The sequence below is a fragment of the Paraburkholderia sp. BL6665CI2N2 genome, assembly GCF_004366535.1.
GTDB lineage: Bacteria > Pseudomonadota > Gammaproteobacteria > Burkholderiales > Burkholderiaceae > Paraburkholderia.
In genome coordinates, this window is sequence record NZ_SORC01000001.1 from 5,327,154 (window position 1) to 5,343,645 (window position 16,492).

Here is a 16,492-nt window from a genome sequence, read left to right on the forward strand (position 1 = left end):
GTCATTCGAGCACCCCGCGCAGCGCAAGTCCGAATGCGACCGCGCCGGCCGGTTCGTGCAACAGCGAACCGTCCAACGGTCGAACACGGCCGCCGAGCGGCGCACATTCGAACGGAAGGACCGTGCAGCCCAGGACGTCGGCGATATCGGCAGTCGAGAAACCCACGCCGCCGAGCAGATCGACCTCACCGCTCACCATCGCGCAGTCGAGTTCAGGGCCGTGCGCCATATCGCGCAATGCATCGGCGAGATCGGTATGTTCGGGGGCCGGGTAGCGCATTTCGCTGGCGATGATGTCGTCCACGATTCGCCAGCCGTACACGCCGTCCGTGCCGATCCACAACGCGACATACGGCTCGTGCGGATCGAGCTCGTAACTCGCCGCGTAGCGCATGGCGCGCAACGCCGCATGTGGCTCACCGTCGATGGCAGTGAGCGAGATGCCCGCAATCGCCGCGCACTCGATTCGCGCTTCGAGATGTTGCCGCGCGGTGGCGGCAATCGTCACGGAGCGGACCGGCGCATACGCTTCGTCGAGATACCAGTCGACAGCGAGAGCATGGCGCTCGAGGCCCGCAATGCGCTCGACTTCGCTCATCACCGCCGGCTCCAGTTCAGCCAGTTGATGCCCGCCGTCTTCCGAACAACCGCTCTGCGCGGCAAGCCGCTTGAGCGGCACCGTGGTGGTCATGGTGGCCGACGCGGGCAGCGCCATCGCGCACCGCAGGGCGTGGGTCGCGCAGGCGTGCGGCAGACCCGCGAACGCGTCGCGCAACGCACGCGCCACCGCGTGCCGGTCCGCGATCTCGCTGCCGGCCATTGCACCGGCAACAAGTGGGACCGTGCTCGCGTATTCGATATGCAGCGCACCCGGTGAGCGCACGCGCTGACTCAGCACGACCAGACGCACAGTCTGCGAGCCAACATCGATCCCCGCGGCAAAACGCTGCGCGCCGGGTTGCACTGCCTGAAGCCAAGATCTTTTCAACGCCATGACGCCCTCCCTCTGACTCACGCGACGAACCATTCGAACGCGAGTGATGAGGAAGAATTGTGCGTAGCCGCGCCGCCGCGCGACACTCAGCCAAACGGCTAACGTTAAGCAACGCACGACCTGTACGCGATCAAAGCGTCTACAGTGAAGTCATTCCCGCGCGGCGCGCAGACTTGTCAAGAAGTGTCAGTAAGCATGCCGAAAGCTGAAAAGCGAGACGGCTATAATCGCGGGACTGTTTTTTTTGGTGCCTACATGCAATCCACGTCTTCTACGTCCCCGCCGCCCGCGCCCAAAAAGCGCAAACGCCCGTTGTGGCTGAAGCTCATCCTGGGCTTCGTGGGTCTGATCGTCGCAGGCATTCTGTGCGGGCTACTGGTGCTCGGCTACGCGCTCGTCGTCGCCACGCCCAATCTGCCCTCGCTCGATGCGTTGACCGACTACCGCCCGAAGGTGCCGCTGCGCATCTATACGGCCGACCATGTGCTGATCGGCGAATTCGGCGAGGAACGGCGCGACATCGTCCATATTCAGGATGTGCCCGATAGTTTGAAGAAGGCGATCCTCGCCATCGAAGACGCGCGCTTCTACGATCACGGCGGCGTCGACCTCACGGGCATTGCGCGCGCGGGCTTCGTCGCGCTGACGAATGGCCACGCCACCCAGGGCGCAAGCACGATCACCATGCAGGTGGCGCGCAACTTCTTTCTCTCGAGCGAAAAGACCTACACGCGCAAGATCTACGAGATGCTGCTGGCGTACAAGATCGAGTCGAAGCTGTCCAAGGATCAGATTCTCGAGGTGTACATGAATCAGATCTATCTCGGCCAACGCGCCTACGGCTTTGCGAGCGCGGCGCGCGTGTACTTCGGCAAGGACCTGAAGGATCTGACATTGGCGGAATCGGCCATGCTGGCGGGCTTGCCGAAAGCGCCGTCCGCGTATAACCCGGTGGTTAATCCGAAGCGTGCGAAGGTGCGTCAGGAGTACATCCTGCAGCGCATGTACGAGCTGCACTACATCACGCAGGAACAATACGACCAGGCGAGCAAGCAGCCGCTCGTGGTCAAGGGCGCGGGCAAGGAGTTCAGCGTGCACGCGGAGTACGTCGCGGAAATGGTGCGTCAGATGATGTACGCGCAGTATCGCGAGGAAGCCTACACGCGCGGCCTGAACGTGGTGACCACGATCGATTCCGCCGATCAGGACGTCGCGTACCGCGCGCTGCGTAAAGGTCTGATGGACTACGAACGGCGTCACGGCTATCGCGGTCCGGAAGCGTTCATCGATCTGCCGTCCGACGCCGACGACCGCGAACAGGCCATCGACGACGCCTTGCTCGAACACCCGGACAACGGCGAGATCATTGCCGCGGTGGTCACCGCGGCGAGTCCGAAGCAGGTGCAGGCTGCTTTCATCGACGGCAATGTCGCGACGATCCAGGGCGACGGCCTGCGCTTCGCGCAGTTCGCGCTCGGTCCGCGGGCGCAGCCGAATCAACGTGTGCGGCCCGGCGCGGTCATCAGGCTCGTCAAGAACGACGACGGCAACTGGTCGATCACGCAACTGCCACAGGTGGAAGGCGCGTTCGTTTCCGTGATCCCGCAAGATGGCGCGATCCGCGCGCTGGTCGGCGGCTTCGACTTCAACAAGAACAAGTTCAATCACGTCACGCAGGCATGGCGTCAGCCGGGGTCGAGCTTCAAGCCGTTCATCTATTCGGCGTCGCTCGAAAAAGGACTCGGACCGGCAACCGTGATCAACGACGCGCCGCTCTTCTTCAGCGCGGCCGAGACCGGCGGCCAGGCGTGGGAGCCCAAGAACTACGGCGGCGGCTTCGACGGCCCGATGACCATGCGCACCGCGCTGCAGCGCTCGAAGAACCTGGTGTCGATTCGTATCCTGAACCAGATCGGCACGAAGTACGCGCAGCAGTACATCACGCGTTTCGGCTTCGACGCGGATCGCCACCCGGCTTATCTGCCGATGGCGCTAGGCGCCGGTCTCGTCACGCCGTTGCAGATGGCGGGTGCGTTCTCGGTGTTCGCAAACGGGGGCTATCGGATCAATCCGTATCTGATCGCCGAAGTCACGGATCAGCGCGGCATGGTGGTCGCGCATGCGCAACCGCTGGTCGCCGCGCAAAGCGCACCGCACGCGATCGAGCCGCGCAACGCGTACGTGATGAACAGCCTGCTGCAAAGCGTCGCGCAACGCGGCACCGGCGCCAAGACCAACGTGTTGAAGCGCACTGATCTCGCCGGCAAGACGGGCACGACCAACGATTCGCGCGACGCGTGGTTCGCCGGCTATCAGCACACGCTCACGGCGATCGCGTGGATCGGCTACGACAATCCGCGCAGTCTCGGCGACAAGGAAACCGGTGGCGGCCTCGCGTTGCCCGTGTGGGTCGAATACATGGGTCGCGCGCTGAAGGGCGTGCCGGAGTACAAGATGCCCAAGCCCGACGACGTCACGGAAATCGGCTCGGAGCTTTATTTCGACGAGTTCACGCCGGGAAATGGTTTCGTTGCCACGGTCGGCGTCAGTCAGGCGACACTCGATGCCCAATCGAGTGCTGCGTCGGCGGCGGCACCTGAGCAGGTCGGCGAGCAGGAGAAGCAGGACATCATGAATCTGTTCCGCGGTCACTGACGCACCCGCTTACACAGTCCAGCAGAAAAGCAAAATGGCCGCGCTCAATGCGTGGCCATTTTGCTTTGTGCGATCAGGGCAAATCGATTCGGCCGCTCTGGCGGCGCTCGCCCGATCGGCGGATCTTACGCTTCGAAGTGAACCGGCTCGCCGGCCTGCTGCGTCGCGTACTCGGACAGCGCGGCGAAAAACTCCGCGCCGCTGCGCGTGTCGCGCCATTCGCCGTCGACGAAACGGAAGTGGAAACCGCCCGCTTTCGCCGCGATCCAGATCTCGCTCATGGGCGGCTGAAGGTTGACGATAATCTTCGAACGGTTCTCGAATTCGAGGGTCAGGACGTTGCCGCTGCGCTCCAGTTCGATGTCGGCATCCGTGTCGTCGAGCGCGCGTTCGATGGCGGCTAGCGCGGCTTCCGCGCGGGTCAGGTATTCACTATCGGACATGCTAAACTCCATCGATTATTTATTCAGGGACAGTCATGCGAGTCGTATCTCGGATGCGCGCGGCGGCGCCCGGCCGCGCGATTGTAGCGGTTTTAGCCATTCTCGCAGGTTGTGCACTTGCCGGCTGCGGACAACGCGGTTCGCTCTATTTGCCCCACGTGCCGCCGCTACCGGCCAAGCCGACCGACCGCACGCAAACCCCGGACGTCGCGCAACCCGCGTCGACTACCTCCACCGACATGAGCACTGTTCCGGATACCTCCGGCACACCGCTTTCGTTGGCGCCGGAAAACGAACTCGCCGCGCCGCCCGCCTCCGCTGCATCCGCCACGGCGGCTCCGCTGCCTGCTTCCGCCGCCACACCCGTTCAATAAGACTTTCGCATGACTCGATCCGCATTTGACTACGTCGACGGCGTGCTGCACGCCGAAGGCGTGTCCGCCGTCTCCCTCGCCGAGCAGTTCGGCACGCCGCTGTATGTGTACTCGCGCGACGCGCTCACCGAGGCGTGGAACGCTTACGCGGGCGCTTGCGCAGGCCGTCGCGCGAGCGTGCATGTCGCCGTCAAGGCCAATAGCAATCTCGCGGTGTTGAACGTGTTCGCGCGCCTCGGCGCCGGCTTCGATATCGTGTCGGGCGGTGAACTGGCGCGTGTGCTGGCCGCCGGCGGCAAAGCGGAAAACACCGTGTTTTCCGGCGTCGGCAAGAATGCGGACGAGATGCGCGACGCGCTAGCGGCGGGGGTGAAATGCTTCAACGTCGAATCGATTCCGGAGCTCGACCGCCTGAATGCGGTTGCCGCAGCAATGGGCAAGAAGGCGCCTGTCTCGCTACGCGTGAATCCGGACGTCGACGCGAAGACGCATCCGTATATTTCCACCGGCCTGAAGTCGAACAAGTTCGGCGTCGCGTTCGAAGACGCGCGCGCCACGTATCAGGCGGCCGCGGCCATGGCGAATCTCGAGGTGGTCGGCATCGACTGCCATATCGGCTCGCAGATCACGGAAGTCGCGCCGTATCTCGACGCGGTCGACAAAGTGCTGGAACTGGTCGAGCAGATCGAACAGGACGGCGTGAAGATTCGTCACATCGACGTGGGCGGCGGTCTCGGCATCACGTACGACGATGAAACGCCGCCGGAAATCGGCGAGTTCGTGCGCACCGTGCTGGATCGAATCGAAGCGCGTGGTCACGGTCATCGTGAAGTGTATTTCGAGCCGGGCCGTTCACTGGTCGGCAATGCGGGTGTGCTGCTTACGCGCGTCGAGTTTTTGAAGCCGGGCGCGGAAAAGAATTTCGCGATCGTCGACGCGGCTATGACCGATCTCGCACGCCCCGCCATGTACGAGGCGTATCACGCGATCGACCCGGTCGTGAAGCGCGACGTGCCGGCGCACGTGTACGACGTGGTCGGTCCGGTTTGCGAGAGCGGCGACTGGCTCGGACGTGAGCGTCTGCTGTCGGTTGAACCCGGCAATCTGCTCGCGATTCGTTCGGCCGGCGCGTACGGTTTCGTGATGAGCTCGAACTACAACACACGTCCGCGCGCGGCGGAAGTGATGGTGGATGGTACACAGGTGCATGTGGTCCGCGCACGCGAGGAAGTGAAGCAGCTGTTTGCGGGCGAAAGCATTCTGCCGGCATAACCTTCAATAGCAGCGCCAATATCGAAAAAAGGCGATGCCGCGTGGCATCGCCTTTTTCTGTTTACGACGCGAGGCGCACCAACGCCCGTCAGCGCGTCTTCAACTTTCTGTCACGCAGCCACACGATCAAACGCCAGCCGAGCAACGCCACCATGATCGCGCCGTAAATCTTCGGCAGGATCAGATCGTGTTTGCCGGCCTTCATCCACCAGAAGTGCAGGATCGCGAGCGCGCCGATCGCGTAGATGGAACGATGCAGCATTTGCCAGCGACGTCCGAGCTTGCGCACCATCGCACGCGGCGACGTTACGGCCAACGCGATCAGCAACACGAACGCCGCGAAGCCCACCATGATGAACGGCCGCTTGCCGATGTCCTTGATGATCGCGGCGACGTCGAACCACTTGTCGAACCAGAGGTAAGTGGTGAAATGCAGCGTCGCGTAGAAGAACGCATAGAGCCCGAGCATGCGGCGAAAGCGCACGAACGCGGCAATGCCGGTGAGTCTGCGCAACGGCGTCACGGCCAGCGTGATGCAGAGGAAGACGAGCGTCCAGAGACCGGTAGAGCGCGTGATGAACTCGATCGGATTCGCGCCTAGCCGGTCAGTCACGCCGAACAGCACGATGCGCGCGAGCGGATACCACGCGGCGATGAATACCGCGATCTTGGCCGGCACGATCCAGCGCGCGCCGGTTGCGGGCCGCTTTGCCGTCGTTGTTGTGGCGGACACCTGCGCGCGCGGCGCTTTGCGTTCGGTGTGCGTGGCGGATTGCGTCTCAGAGGAAGCCATGTTCGCGCCGCTCAGAAATTCTTCTTCAGGTCCATGCCCTGATACAGCGACGCGACCTGATCGCCGTAGCCGTTGAACATCAACGTCTTGCGCTTGGGCGTGAAGAAACCGTCTTCGCCGATACGACGCTCGGTCGCCTGACTCCAACGCGGATGATCGACGTTCGGATTCACGTTCGAGTAAAACCCATATTCGCTCGATGCATACGTGTTCCAGCTGGTCGGCGGCTGCTTGTCGAGGAAGCGGATCTTCACCAGCGACTTCGCGCTCTTGAAGCCATATTTCCAAGGCACCACGACGCGCACCGGCGCGCCGTTCTGATTGGGCAGCACCTCGCCGTAGAGGCCCATCGTCAGCAATGTCAGCGGATTCATCGCTTCGTCCATGCGCAGCCCTTCGGAGTACGGCCAATCGAGCACGGGCGTCGACAGTCCGGGCATTTGCGACGGATCGGCGAGCGTGATGAATTGCACGTATTTAGCGTTGCCCGTCGGCTGAACGCGCTTGATCAGTTCCGCGAGCGGCACGCCGATCCACGGAATCACCATCGACCACCCTTCGACGCAGCGCATTCTGTACACGCGCTCTTCAAGCGGCGCGAGCTTGAGTAACTCGTCGATGTCGTAGACCTTCGGATTCTTGATCTCGCCCTCGACGCTCACCTTCCACGGATGCGGCCGCAGCGTCCCGGCGTTGTGCGCGGGATCGGCCTTGTCGGTGCCGAACTCGTAGAAGTTGTTGTACGTGGTGATGTCCTTGAACGGTGTGATTTTGTCGAGCGCGACGAATTTGGCGTTGGTCTTAGCCGCCAGCTTCTGCGCCTTCGGGTCCGGCGACGTGTAAGCCGCCAGCGCCTCGCCGTTCACTCCGATCAGACTGCCGAGCGCCACCGCGCCGGCCGCCTGCAACACGCGCCGCCGGTTCTGAAAGACGTGCTGCGGCGTGATTTCGCTGCGCGCGATGTCGTCGCCATTCAATTGAATTCTGTCGCTACGCTTGATCCACATCGTGCTGCTCCTTGCCGGCCCGTCGGTCTGTACATCTTAAGGGGCCATATTGATGATCGGTCGTCTGTCCAGCCATCTGTAGGTACTCTGAGGGCGAACACTTTGGATGCAGCCAATATTCCATCGGCCATAAAAAAACCGCCGGTGCGAAGCACGCGGCGGTCTTTAGTCGTTTCAGCGCGGCAGATCTTACAGCTTGCCGTAGCTATGCAGGCCCGACAGGAACATGTTGACGCCGAGGAACGCGAAGGTCGTCACCAGCAGACCGGTCAGCGCCCACCAAGCCGCGACCGCGCCGCGCAGGCCCTTCATCAGGCGCATGTGCAGCCAGGCTGCATAGTTCAGCCAGACGATCAGCGCCCACGTTTCCTTCGGATCCCAGCTCCAATAGCCGCCCCAGGCTTCAGCGGCCCACAGCGCGCCGAGAATCGTGGCGATCGTGAAGAACGCGAAACCGACGGCGATCGATTTGTACATCACGTCGTCGAGCACTTCGAGCGCCGGCAGGCGATCGGCCAGAATGCCGCGCTCTTTCGCCAGATACGCGACACCCACCATGGCCGACAGCGCGAAGCTGCCATAGCCAATAAAGTTCGCCGGCACGTGAATCTTCATCCACCAGCTTTGCAGCGCAGGAACCAGCGGCTGGATCTGCTGCGCGTCGCGCGCCACCGAGTACCACATCAGGAACCCGACTGCGGCGCCGATCACCAGCAACACGAACGCGCCGAGCGCGCGGGTGTTGTAGTGCTGCTCGTAGTACAGATAGAACAGCGCGGTGATCAGGCTGAACAGCACGAACACTTCGTACAGGTTCGAGATAGGAATATGGCCGACGTCCGCGCCGATCAGGTACGACTCGTACCAGCGCACCATCAGGCCGACAAAGCCCATCACCACCGCCGCCCACGTCATTTTCGAGCCGATCGCGGCGCCGGTCGGCGAGCGCGACAGCAGGCCGATCCAGTAGAACACCGTGGCGAACACGAAGAGTGCGCTCATCCACAGAATCGCGGACTGGCTCGACAGGAAATACTTGAGGAAGAAGGCGTTGTCCGCGCGGCTCAGATCGCCGTGGTAGATCTGGATGGCCAGCAGCGACAGCGCGGCGATGCCCACCATCAGCGGACGCACCGGTTTCCAGCGCCAGCCGAGCACCACGAAAACCGGCACGGCGCAGCAGAGCACCAGCTTGTCGTAGTAGTTCATGAACGGGTGATAGCGCGACAACGCAAACCCGGCGCCCGCGACCATCGCGAGGGCAAACAGCCAGTCGACGATACCGAGCCGTCTCAGGAACGGCCGTTCGTCGTACTCGCCGACGTTGAGCGACTCGCCTGCCAGCGCCTTGTGGGGCCGCGAGGAGGGAGATTGGGAAACCTGAGTCAAGTCCATGATCTTACCGGGTCGAATCTTGTGAGCTTGCGGACGGCGCGCCGGCGTTGCCGGATTGAGCGAATGCGCCGGCGTCGTCGGGTGCTTCAACGAGTTTGGCGCCCAGCGCCGCGCCTACCGCGTCGCGCGTCTGAACGAACTCTTTCTCGAAGTCGAGCGTCTTGCGTGCGCTCGACATTGCCATCACGACATTCGTGCCGTGCGCAGTGTCTTTGAGCCAGAACCAGAGGCGCCGTTCGCGAACGTAGAACATCGAAAAGATGCCCAACACGAGGAGCAGGCTGCCAAGATACACGACTTTTTTGCCCGGTGCGCGCGTCAACTGAAATACCGAAGCTTGCACCTGCTTGAATGAGTCAAGTTGTAAATAGACCGGCGATCCATACAAAAAGCTGTCGGATATCGCGTTGATCGAGCTTTGGATGAAGCGGCTGGCGTCCGAATTGGCCGTCGCCTCCGGCTCGCCGAGTTGCTGGCGGGACAGTTGATACAGGTCCCACGTGGAGCCTTCCAGCATGCGCAGCAGCAGGCCGGCGGCCTTTTCCTGCTCACCCTTGGGCACCGAATGGTCGATAAACCCGGCGATCGCCTGGAAGCCACCGACCGTCTGACCGTTCGGCATCTTGATGCTGTTATCCGCTCCGGCAAAAAGGGTCAGCACGCGCAGCGCGCTTTCTTCCAGATGCTGTTGCAGTTCGGCATTCGAGCCGGGCACCGAGCGCAGCGCGAAACTGTGCGCCGCCGCAGCGCGCATGGCCGGATCCTCGAGTGTGGCGCGCAGGTTCATCCATTCCTTCACGGTGCCGCCGCTGTCGGCGGGAATGCGCAGATAGCGGAACGGATCGTCCGGGTTCAGGCGCATGCCGGCGAGGAACATCTTTTCGCCGGACACGTCGACCGGCAGCATGTAGTTGTTGTACTCGCGCGCCTGGCCGTCCTTGTCACGCACCTTGTATTGCACCGACGGGCCGACGTTGTGCAGGTCGAGCGGCTTCGAGGTCTTCGCGCCGGAGCCGAGGCGCTCGTCGAACGCTTCTTTCAGCGTGCGGTGCGCCGCGACACCGCGGGCGTCGGTCTGGCCGCTGCCGTTCTGGATGTTCTCGACGTTGATCGCGCGGAAATCGGTGAATTCGACCGTTTGGCCGTCGGCGAGCGGCGTGGCCGTGCTCAATGGCGCGTTGCCGCCGATCGTGCCGCCGAACGGCGCGGTTTTCGCGCTCGCGCCGCTCATCGGGTAGGCCGTCATCTGCATCTGCGAGCCGCCGTCCTGGAAGCTCGACTGGTAGATCGACACGCCGTCGTAGGTGAACGGCTTGTTCACTTCGACGCGCGCCGGCACGCGCGCGCCCGTCTTGTGGTCGACCACGACGATGTCGCTCGCGAACAGCTTCGGCATGCCCGTCGAGTAGTAATCGACGATGAACTTGTTCAGTTCGATCGAAAACGGCAGGTCCTGGATCAGCGAGCCGTCGGGTTGGTTGAGAATCGCCGTGGACACGTGCTGGCCTTCCGGCACCCACGCGTAGCCGCGGAATGTCGGATTGGACTGCGACAGACGATGATCCGGCGTGATGTCGTTGATCACCGTGTTGGCGCGGATCGGCGACTTGTCGAACAGCCACATTTGCAGCTTGATCGGCAGATTACTGTCGAGCAGGCCGCCGAGGCAGATCACCACGATCGCGAGGTGAGCAGAGATGTAGCCGAACTTGGTCAGCGCGCCGCGTTTGGCGGCGATCAGGGTCGCGCCGTCGGACTCACGGGTCACGAACTTGTAGCCGAGCTTCGCCGAGAGCCTTGCGAGCAACGCCGCGGTCTGCGCGCGAGTTGCGTGCACCGCGAATTCGCCCTTGTGATGGAACGCGCGCAGGCTGCCCTCGCGGACCTTGTCCTTCCAGCTCTTTACGTCGGCGACCATTTTCGGCGCATTGCGGATCACGCACAGCGACACCGATACCATCAGGAAGCCGAGAATCAGCATGAACCACCATGAGCTGTACACCGTGTACAGGCTCAGCGAACGGAAGATGTCCGCCCAGAACGGGCCGAACTGATTGACGTAATTGGGATACGGATCGTCCTGCGTGAGGACGGTGCCGATGATGCTGGCGATCGACAGAATCACGAGCAACGAGATGGCAAAACGCATCGAACTCAAGACTTCGACGACGCTGCGCATGACGCGATTGCCCGACTTGGACTGCAAACCCGACGTGGTGACGCTCATTCATACTCCGACTGAACAGCAAAAAAGGGTGAAGGGCTGTCGTAGGCACGACGCCCTCACCCTTTTCTTGTTTTGTACCGACCTCGCCGGGCCGGTTGCACTTGCGTGCGGGGGCACTCTATCCTAGTGCAAGCCCGCGATGTAATCGGCCACTGCCTTGATCTCGCTATCCGACAGACGCGTTGCGATCGCATGCATCGGCTCGTTGTTGTTACGTGCGCCTGGACCTTGCGTGAACGCCAGCAACTGCGCCACCGTGTATTCCGCCCACTGCCCCGACAGCCGCGGATACTGCGACGGAATCCCCTGCCCGGTCGGTCCGTGACAGCTTGCACACGCCGGCACGCCCTTGTCGGCGATCCCGCCGCGATAAATCTTCTGCCCTAGCGGAACGGTGTCTTTGTTGTGCGCGTAGCCAGGCTTCGGGGTCTGCGCCGCGAAATAGGCCGCGACGTTGACCATATCCTGATCGGACAGCGCCGCCGCCATGCCCGCCATGATCGCATTGTTGCGCGCTGGCTGCTTGGCGCCCGGCTGGATCTTGAAGTCCTTGAGTTGCTTGACGAGATACTCAGGGTGCTGGCCCGCCAGCTTCGGATATGCGCCGCCGGCGCTGTTGCCGTCTGCCCCGTGACATGACGCGCATACCTGCACCGCGATTGCCTGCCCCCGATTGACGTCCGGCTTTGCCGGTTCTGCTGCTCGTGCCTGAATTGCCAAACCTGAAAGACCTGCCGCTACATGAAGCACCATCAGAGTCTTGCTCAGTCGATTCATTCGCACACCCTGTCTCGTCTTGTGGGATTTTTAGAGAGCCCCTAAACCTGTCGCTGTGCGCCAGGCCCGGCGTTTTCTTGAAGGTTTTGCAAAACACGACGGCGACCGAGTGACCGCCAGGAGCCGCCAAGGCACGTGGGCTGGCCCCCTCAGGTTTTCAGTAAACCATCGTATTGTACAATAACTCGCTAATCGCTAAGACGCCAGTCGGGCTTGACCCGTCCCCACTCCGGGTTCCCCGGCGTCTCGAATCTTGGCCTGATCATGTCCTTCCTGCTCCACCAATCCCGCTTTTTCACGACCGTCAATCACTTGCGTGATCTGCCGGCCACTTCGCAACCCGAAATCTGCTTTGCGGGGCGCTCGAACGCGGGCAAGTCGACGGCCATCAATATTCTGTGCAATCAGAAGCGGCTGGCCTTCGCCAGTAAAACGCCGGGACGCACCCAGCATATCAATTACTTTTCGGTGGGCAAGGCGGACGAGCCGACCGCGCATCTGGTCGATCTGCCGGGCTATGGCTACGCGGAAGTGCCGGGCGCCGCCAAGGCGCATTGGGAAGCGCTGCTGTCCACCTATCTGCAATCGCGCTCGCAACTGCGCGGCATGATCCTGATGATGGACTCGCGCCGCCCGCTGACGGATCTGGATCGCCGCATGATCGAGTGGTTCGCGCCGACCGGCAAGCCGATCCACACGCTCCTCACCAAGTGCGACAAATTGACGCGCCAGGAAAGCATAAACGCGTTGCGCGCGACGCAGAAAGGTCTGGCCGAGTACCGCACCGCCGGCTACCAGGGCGAACTGACCGCCCAGCTGTTCTCCGCGCTCAAACGCGTCGGCATCGACGAAGCGCACGAGCTGATCGAGAGCTGGCTGATCCCCGAAGACAAGGGCGAAACGGACGCCGCTCAGTAAGCGAGTTGGCGTCTCGGGCGAGGACAAAAGCGCTATTCCGGCCGCCCATAAAAAAACCCGCCGCTTTAACGGCGGGTCAAACAGCCTAATCGAAAAACGACAGGCACCCGCTCAGGGAGGAGAAGCGGGGAGGTCAGCGCAAGGCGCCTTGCTCGATCGGTATGATATACCATTGTCTCGAAAAGTTTCCGGGAGCGGAGGCACGCGTTACTTGTCCACTCCACACATCCACGTTTCCTCGATTCGCTATGAGCTTCTATCCGCACCACCGTCCGCGCCGCATGCGCCGCGACGACTTTTCGCGCCGTCTGATGCGGGAAAACATCCTCACCACCAACGATCTGATTTATCCAGTCTTTATCGTCGAAGGCACCAATGTGCGGCAAGCCGTGCCATCGATGCCTGGCGTCGAACGCGTGTCGGTCGATCTGCTGATGGGTGTGGCTGAACAATGCGTCGAACTTGGCGTGCCCGTGCTGTCGCTGTTTCCGGCGATCGAGCCGTCGCTGAAAACGCCCGATGGGCGCGAAGCGACCCACCCGGCGGGTTTGATCCCGCGCGCGGTTCGCGAACTGAAGAAAAATTTCCCCGAACTGGGCGTGCTCACCGACGTGGCGCTCGACCCGTACACGAGCCACGGCCAGGACGGCGTGCTCGACGAAGCCGGCTATGTCATCAACGATGAGACCGTCGAGATTCTGGTCGAACAGGCGCGTGCGCAGGCTGAAGCGGGGGTCGATATCGTCGCGCCGTCGGACATGATGGACGGCCGCATCGGCGCGATCCGCGAAATGTTCGAGAGCGAAGGTCTTGTCCACACCCGCATCATGGCTTATGCGGCCAAGTTCGCGTCGGCGTTTTACGGCCCGTTTCGCGACGCCGTCGGTTCCGCAACGAACCTTGGTAAAAGCAACAAGATGACCTACCAGATGGACCCGGCCAATTCGAATGAAGCGCTGCGCGAAGTGCAAGCGGACATCGACGAAGGCGCGGACATGGTGATGGTCAAGCCCGGCATGCCGTATCTGGATATCGTGCGCCGCGTGAAGGATGAGTTCCGGTTCCCGACGTACGTGTATCAGGTGAGCGGCGAATACGCGATGCTGAAAGCGGCCGCGCAGAACGGCTGGCTCGATCACGACAAGGCGATGATGGAATCGCTGCTGGCGTTCAAGCGGGCGGGCGCGGACGGGGTGCTGACCTATTTCGCGCTGGATGCCGCGCGGATTTTGCGTTCGCAGAAGTGACCTGACGAGACGCCTTGCGGGGCGTTCGAGCGCTGCAATGGACGGAGGACGACGTTGTGTCGTGCCTCCGTTTTTTTTCAAGATTTCGCGGTCAGTCTGCTTCGAGCAAGATTGCCTTGCGCTTGACTGGCAGTCGATCGTCGCGGCCGCACACCGGACGCGGCAGACGGCGCGACCGACCAGCCGCTACCCGTTACGCGCCGGGCGCATTCGCCCGATCCAGACTGCGCAAGAATTTATCCGCGGACTCGTATCCCACGACGCGCAGCACTTCCTTGCCACGCTGATCGAAAAAGATGATCCCCGGCGGACCAAACAGGCTGAAGCGCTTGAGCAGCATTCGATCGTCAGAGTTGTTCGCGGTCACATCGGCGCGCAGCAGGTTCATCTGCTTCAATTTCGCCTGAACGCGCGGGTCGCTGAAGGTGAATTTCTCCATTTCCTTGCAGCTGACGCACCAGTCCGCGTAGAAATCGAGCATGGCGGGCTGTGCAGCCGTTTTGACGGCCTGGTCGAGTTCATTCGATGAGCGAACCGGCGCGAACGTCAGATCGCCCTGCGGCGCGCTGTCCGGCTTATTCGACGCGCTCGCGACACCCGCTTCCCCGCCACGCGCCGCCAGCACGGCAAGCGGGCGCAGCGGATCCGAGGAGCCCGCCGCCAGACCAACCAGCAGGACTGCAGCCCAGATAGCGAGCGCAGCGCCCAAGCCTCGGCCAAGCCTGCGCCACACGGAAGCCTGCGCAGCGGGTGCCGAAAATAAGCCGAGAGAGGCCGAGGCGACCAGCAACCAGAGAGCGCTCAGCAGCATCGTCGCCGTCGCGCCGAGCACCGGCCAAACGATCCATAACGCGGCCGCAAGCAGCACGACGCCGAAGAAAACCTTGACGCCGTCCATCCATGCGCCGGCACGCGGCAGCAGCGTGCCCGCGCCAAAACCGAGGATCAGCAGCGGCACGCCTAGACCCAGCCCCATCGAGAACAGCGCCGCGCCACCGAGCACCGCGTCGCCCGTATGCGCAATGAACGCCAGCACTGCAAAGAGCGGTGCGGTCGTGCACGCGCCGACCACCAACGCCGACAGCGCGCCCATCACGGCAACAGCCGCAAACTTACCGCCGGAGCGTCTGGACGACGCGTGTGAAACGCCGTCCTGCCAACTCTGCGGCAGCGCGATGTCGACACCCGCAATCAGGGTCAGCGCAAAAATGGTCAAAAGTACGCCGAATGCGCCAAGTACCCACGGATTCTGCAGCCATGCGCCGAGACTCTGCCCGACCAACGCAGCGGCGATACCGAGCGCCGTATACACGAGCGCCATGCCGATGACATAGGCGAGCGACAGCGCGAGTCCGCGGGCACGCGTCACGCGCGCGCCTTCGCCGATGATGATCGCCGAGAGAATCGGAATCATCGGATACGAACAGGGGAGCAGGCTGAGCACGGCGCCGGCGACGAAAAAGAGCCCGACGATCGCGAAGAAGCCGCCGCCTTGCAGCAGCGACTGCGCGTAATCGGCGCTGGTAGCGCGGTCGTACCATGAGGTGCCCGCGGGGACGGTGGTTGCCGGAGCGGCCGCGCTGCCGGCCAGTTGAAGTGCTGCGCCGGTTACGTGATACACGCGCTCCATCGGCGGATAGCAGATGCCCGCATCGGCACAGCCTTGCGACGTCACCGCCAGATCGAACGGTCCAGCCACCTGTTTTACAGGAATCCGGATGGTCAGTTCGTTCCGATACGTCTCGACGTTCTTGTTAAAGGTCTGATCGAACTTGATGTGGCCGGCCGGCAATTGCGGCTCGCCGATCGTGGTCGTGCCGTTGCGCGTCGCGAACGCGAAGCGCTCGCGGTACATGTAGTAGCCGTCGGCGATTTTGTAGGTCACGTCGACTTCGCCGGCCTTCTCCGACGCGCTGAATTTGAACGCGACCGCGGGATCCAGGAAATCGTCCGCCGCGCGGGCGAGCGTGCCGAACTGCGCGAAGATCAGGCAGCCGAGCAGAAAGAATGCGGTGCGCAGCGCATTGCGCGCGCGCCGGTCGAGGCCGTTAAACATGGAGAGGACGTTGGGTTTCAGCAATGATCCACTGGCCGTACGCGGCCGACGCCGTCGCTTGCCATGAGAGGATTTCCGGCGTGTCGTAGGGATGGTGAGCCTGAATGTACTGCTCGAGTTCAAGCACGCGTGCCGCGCTGGTCTTGAACAGCAACTGGATCTCCTGCGCGGTCTCAACCGCACCCTGCCAGTGGTAGCTGGACTGCACGGAGTCTAATTGCGTGACACAGGCGCATAGCCGCATGGCCAGAGCATCCGCAGCAAGCTTCTGGGCCACGGCGGCATCCGGCACCGTCGTCAGAATCAAGGTCACATTCACGCTCACAGATGGCTC

The 16,492-nt window shown here is 62.6% G+C and carries 14 protein-coding genes; 5 read left to right on the forward strand and 9 right to left on the reverse strand.

All coding sequences use genetic code 11. The features are described from left to right. Window position 1: 1 nt before the first annotated feature. Window positions 2-994 carry a pilus assembly protein PilM gene (pilM, locus tag B0G81_RS23870; RefSeq protein ID WP_134138518.1) on the reverse strand — a complete coding sequence of 331 codons (993 nt, stop codon included), beginning with the start codon at window positions 992-994 and terminating at the stop codon, window positions 2-4. A 255-nt stretch (window positions 995-1,249) separates the two neighbouring features. Here pilM and B0G81_RS23875 point away from each other — a divergent pair, with 255 nt between their 5' ends. Next, on the forward strand, window positions 1,250-3,649 hold the full coding sequence (locus B0G81_RS23875; RefSeq protein WP_134138519.1) for a penicillin-binding protein 1A: 2,400 nt from the start codon (window positions 1,250-1,252) through the stop codon (window positions 3,647-3,649). A 125-nt stretch (window positions 3,650-3,774) separates the two neighbouring features. Here the strand turns inward: B0G81_RS23875 and cyaY are convergent, their stop codons facing one another. Then, complete coding sequence (cyaY, locus tag B0G81_RS23880) at window positions 3,775-4,092, reverse strand: iron donor protein CyaY (protein ID WP_007180162.1); 318 nt, start codon at window positions 4,090-4,092, stop codon at window positions 3,775-3,777. A gap of 35 nt (window positions 4,093-4,127) precedes the next feature. Between cyaY and B0G81_RS23885 the strand changes: the two genes are divergently transcribed. Next, window positions 4,128-4,466, forward strand: coding sequence for a lipoprotein (locus B0G81_RS23885; protein WP_116118433.1), 339 nt, complete (start codon window positions 4,128-4,130; stop codon window positions 4,464-4,466). Between the two features lie 9 nt (window positions 4,467-4,475). Next, window positions 4,476-5,738 (forward strand): diaminopimelate decarboxylase, encoded by a 1,263-nt coding sequence (gene lysA, locus B0G81_RS23890; protein WP_134138520.1) that lies wholly within the window; start codon window positions 4,476-4,478, stop codon window positions 5,736-5,738. 88 nt (window positions 5,739-5,826) lie between these two features. Here lysA and msrQ read toward each other — a convergent pair whose 3' ends face one another. From msrQ to B0G81_RS23915, 5 genes are all read right to left on the reverse strand, one after another. Beyond that, window positions 5,827-6,531 (reverse strand): protein-methionine-sulfoxide reductase heme-binding subunit MsrQ, encoded by a 705-nt coding sequence (gene msrQ / locus B0G81_RS23895; protein WP_134138521.1) that lies wholly within the window; start codon window positions 6,529-6,531, stop codon window positions 5,827-5,829. A gap of 11 nt (window positions 6,532-6,542) precedes the next feature. Then, window positions 6,543-7,538: a protein-methionine-sulfoxide reductase catalytic subunit MsrP gene (gene msrP, locus B0G81_RS23900; protein ID WP_134138522.1), complete on the reverse strand. Its 996-nt coding sequence runs from the start codon at window positions 7,536-7,538 to the stop codon at window positions 6,543-6,545. 189 nt (window positions 7,539-7,727) lie between these two features. Further along, on the reverse strand, window positions 7,728-8,933 hold the full coding sequence (gene ccsB / locus B0G81_RS23905; RefSeq protein ID WP_134138523.1) for a c-type cytochrome biogenesis protein CcsB: 1,206 nt from the start codon (window positions 8,931-8,933) through the stop codon (window positions 7,728-7,730). Window positions 8,934-8,937: 4 nt separating this feature from the next. After that, window positions 8,938-11,160 (reverse strand): cytochrome c biogenesis protein ResB, encoded by a 2,223-nt coding sequence (locus tag B0G81_RS23910; protein WP_134138524.1) that lies wholly within the window; start codon window positions 11,158-11,160, stop codon window positions 8,938-8,940. 123 nt (window positions 11,161-11,283) lie between these two features. After that, a complete protein-coding gene (locus B0G81_RS23915; protein ID WP_106284151.1) occupies window positions 11,284-11,937 on the reverse strand; it encodes a c-type cytochrome in 654 nt (217 codons plus the stop codon). A 264-nt stretch (window positions 11,938-12,201) separates the two neighbouring features. Here B0G81_RS23915 and yihA point away from each other — a divergent pair, with 264 nt between their 5' ends. Both yihA and hemB read left to right on the forward strand, forming a co-directional pair. Next, window positions 12,202-12,855, forward strand: a complete 654-nt coding sequence (yihA, locus tag B0G81_RS23920; RefSeq protein WP_134138525.1) for a ribosome biogenesis GTP-binding protein YihA/YsxC — start codon at window positions 12,202-12,204, stop codon at window positions 12,853-12,855. A 248-nt stretch (window positions 12,856-13,103) separates the two neighbouring features. Next, window positions 13,104-14,102 (forward strand): porphobilinogen synthase, encoded by a 999-nt coding sequence (hemB, locus tag B0G81_RS23925; protein WP_134138526.1) that lies wholly within the window; start codon window positions 13,104-13,106, stop codon window positions 14,100-14,102. Between the two features lie 193 nt (window positions 14,103-14,295). On the opposite strand, the gene dsbD is transcribed toward hemB, so the two are convergent. Then, the gene (gene dsbD, locus B0G81_RS23930; protein WP_134138527.1) at window positions 14,296-16,158 is read right to left on the reverse strand and encodes a protein-disulfide reductase DsbD; all 1,863 of its coding nucleotides are present in this window, start codon (window positions 16,156-16,158) and stop codon (window positions 14,296-14,298) included. Continuing rightward, window positions 16,151-16,477: a divalent-cation tolerance protein CutA gene (gene cutA / locus B0G81_RS23935; RefSeq protein WP_208328616.1), complete on the reverse strand. Its 327-nt coding sequence runs from the start codon at window positions 16,475-16,477 to the stop codon at window positions 16,151-16,153. Before cutA ends, dsbD begins: the two co-directional genes overlap by 8 nt. Window positions 16,478-16,492: the final 15 nt, after the last annotated feature.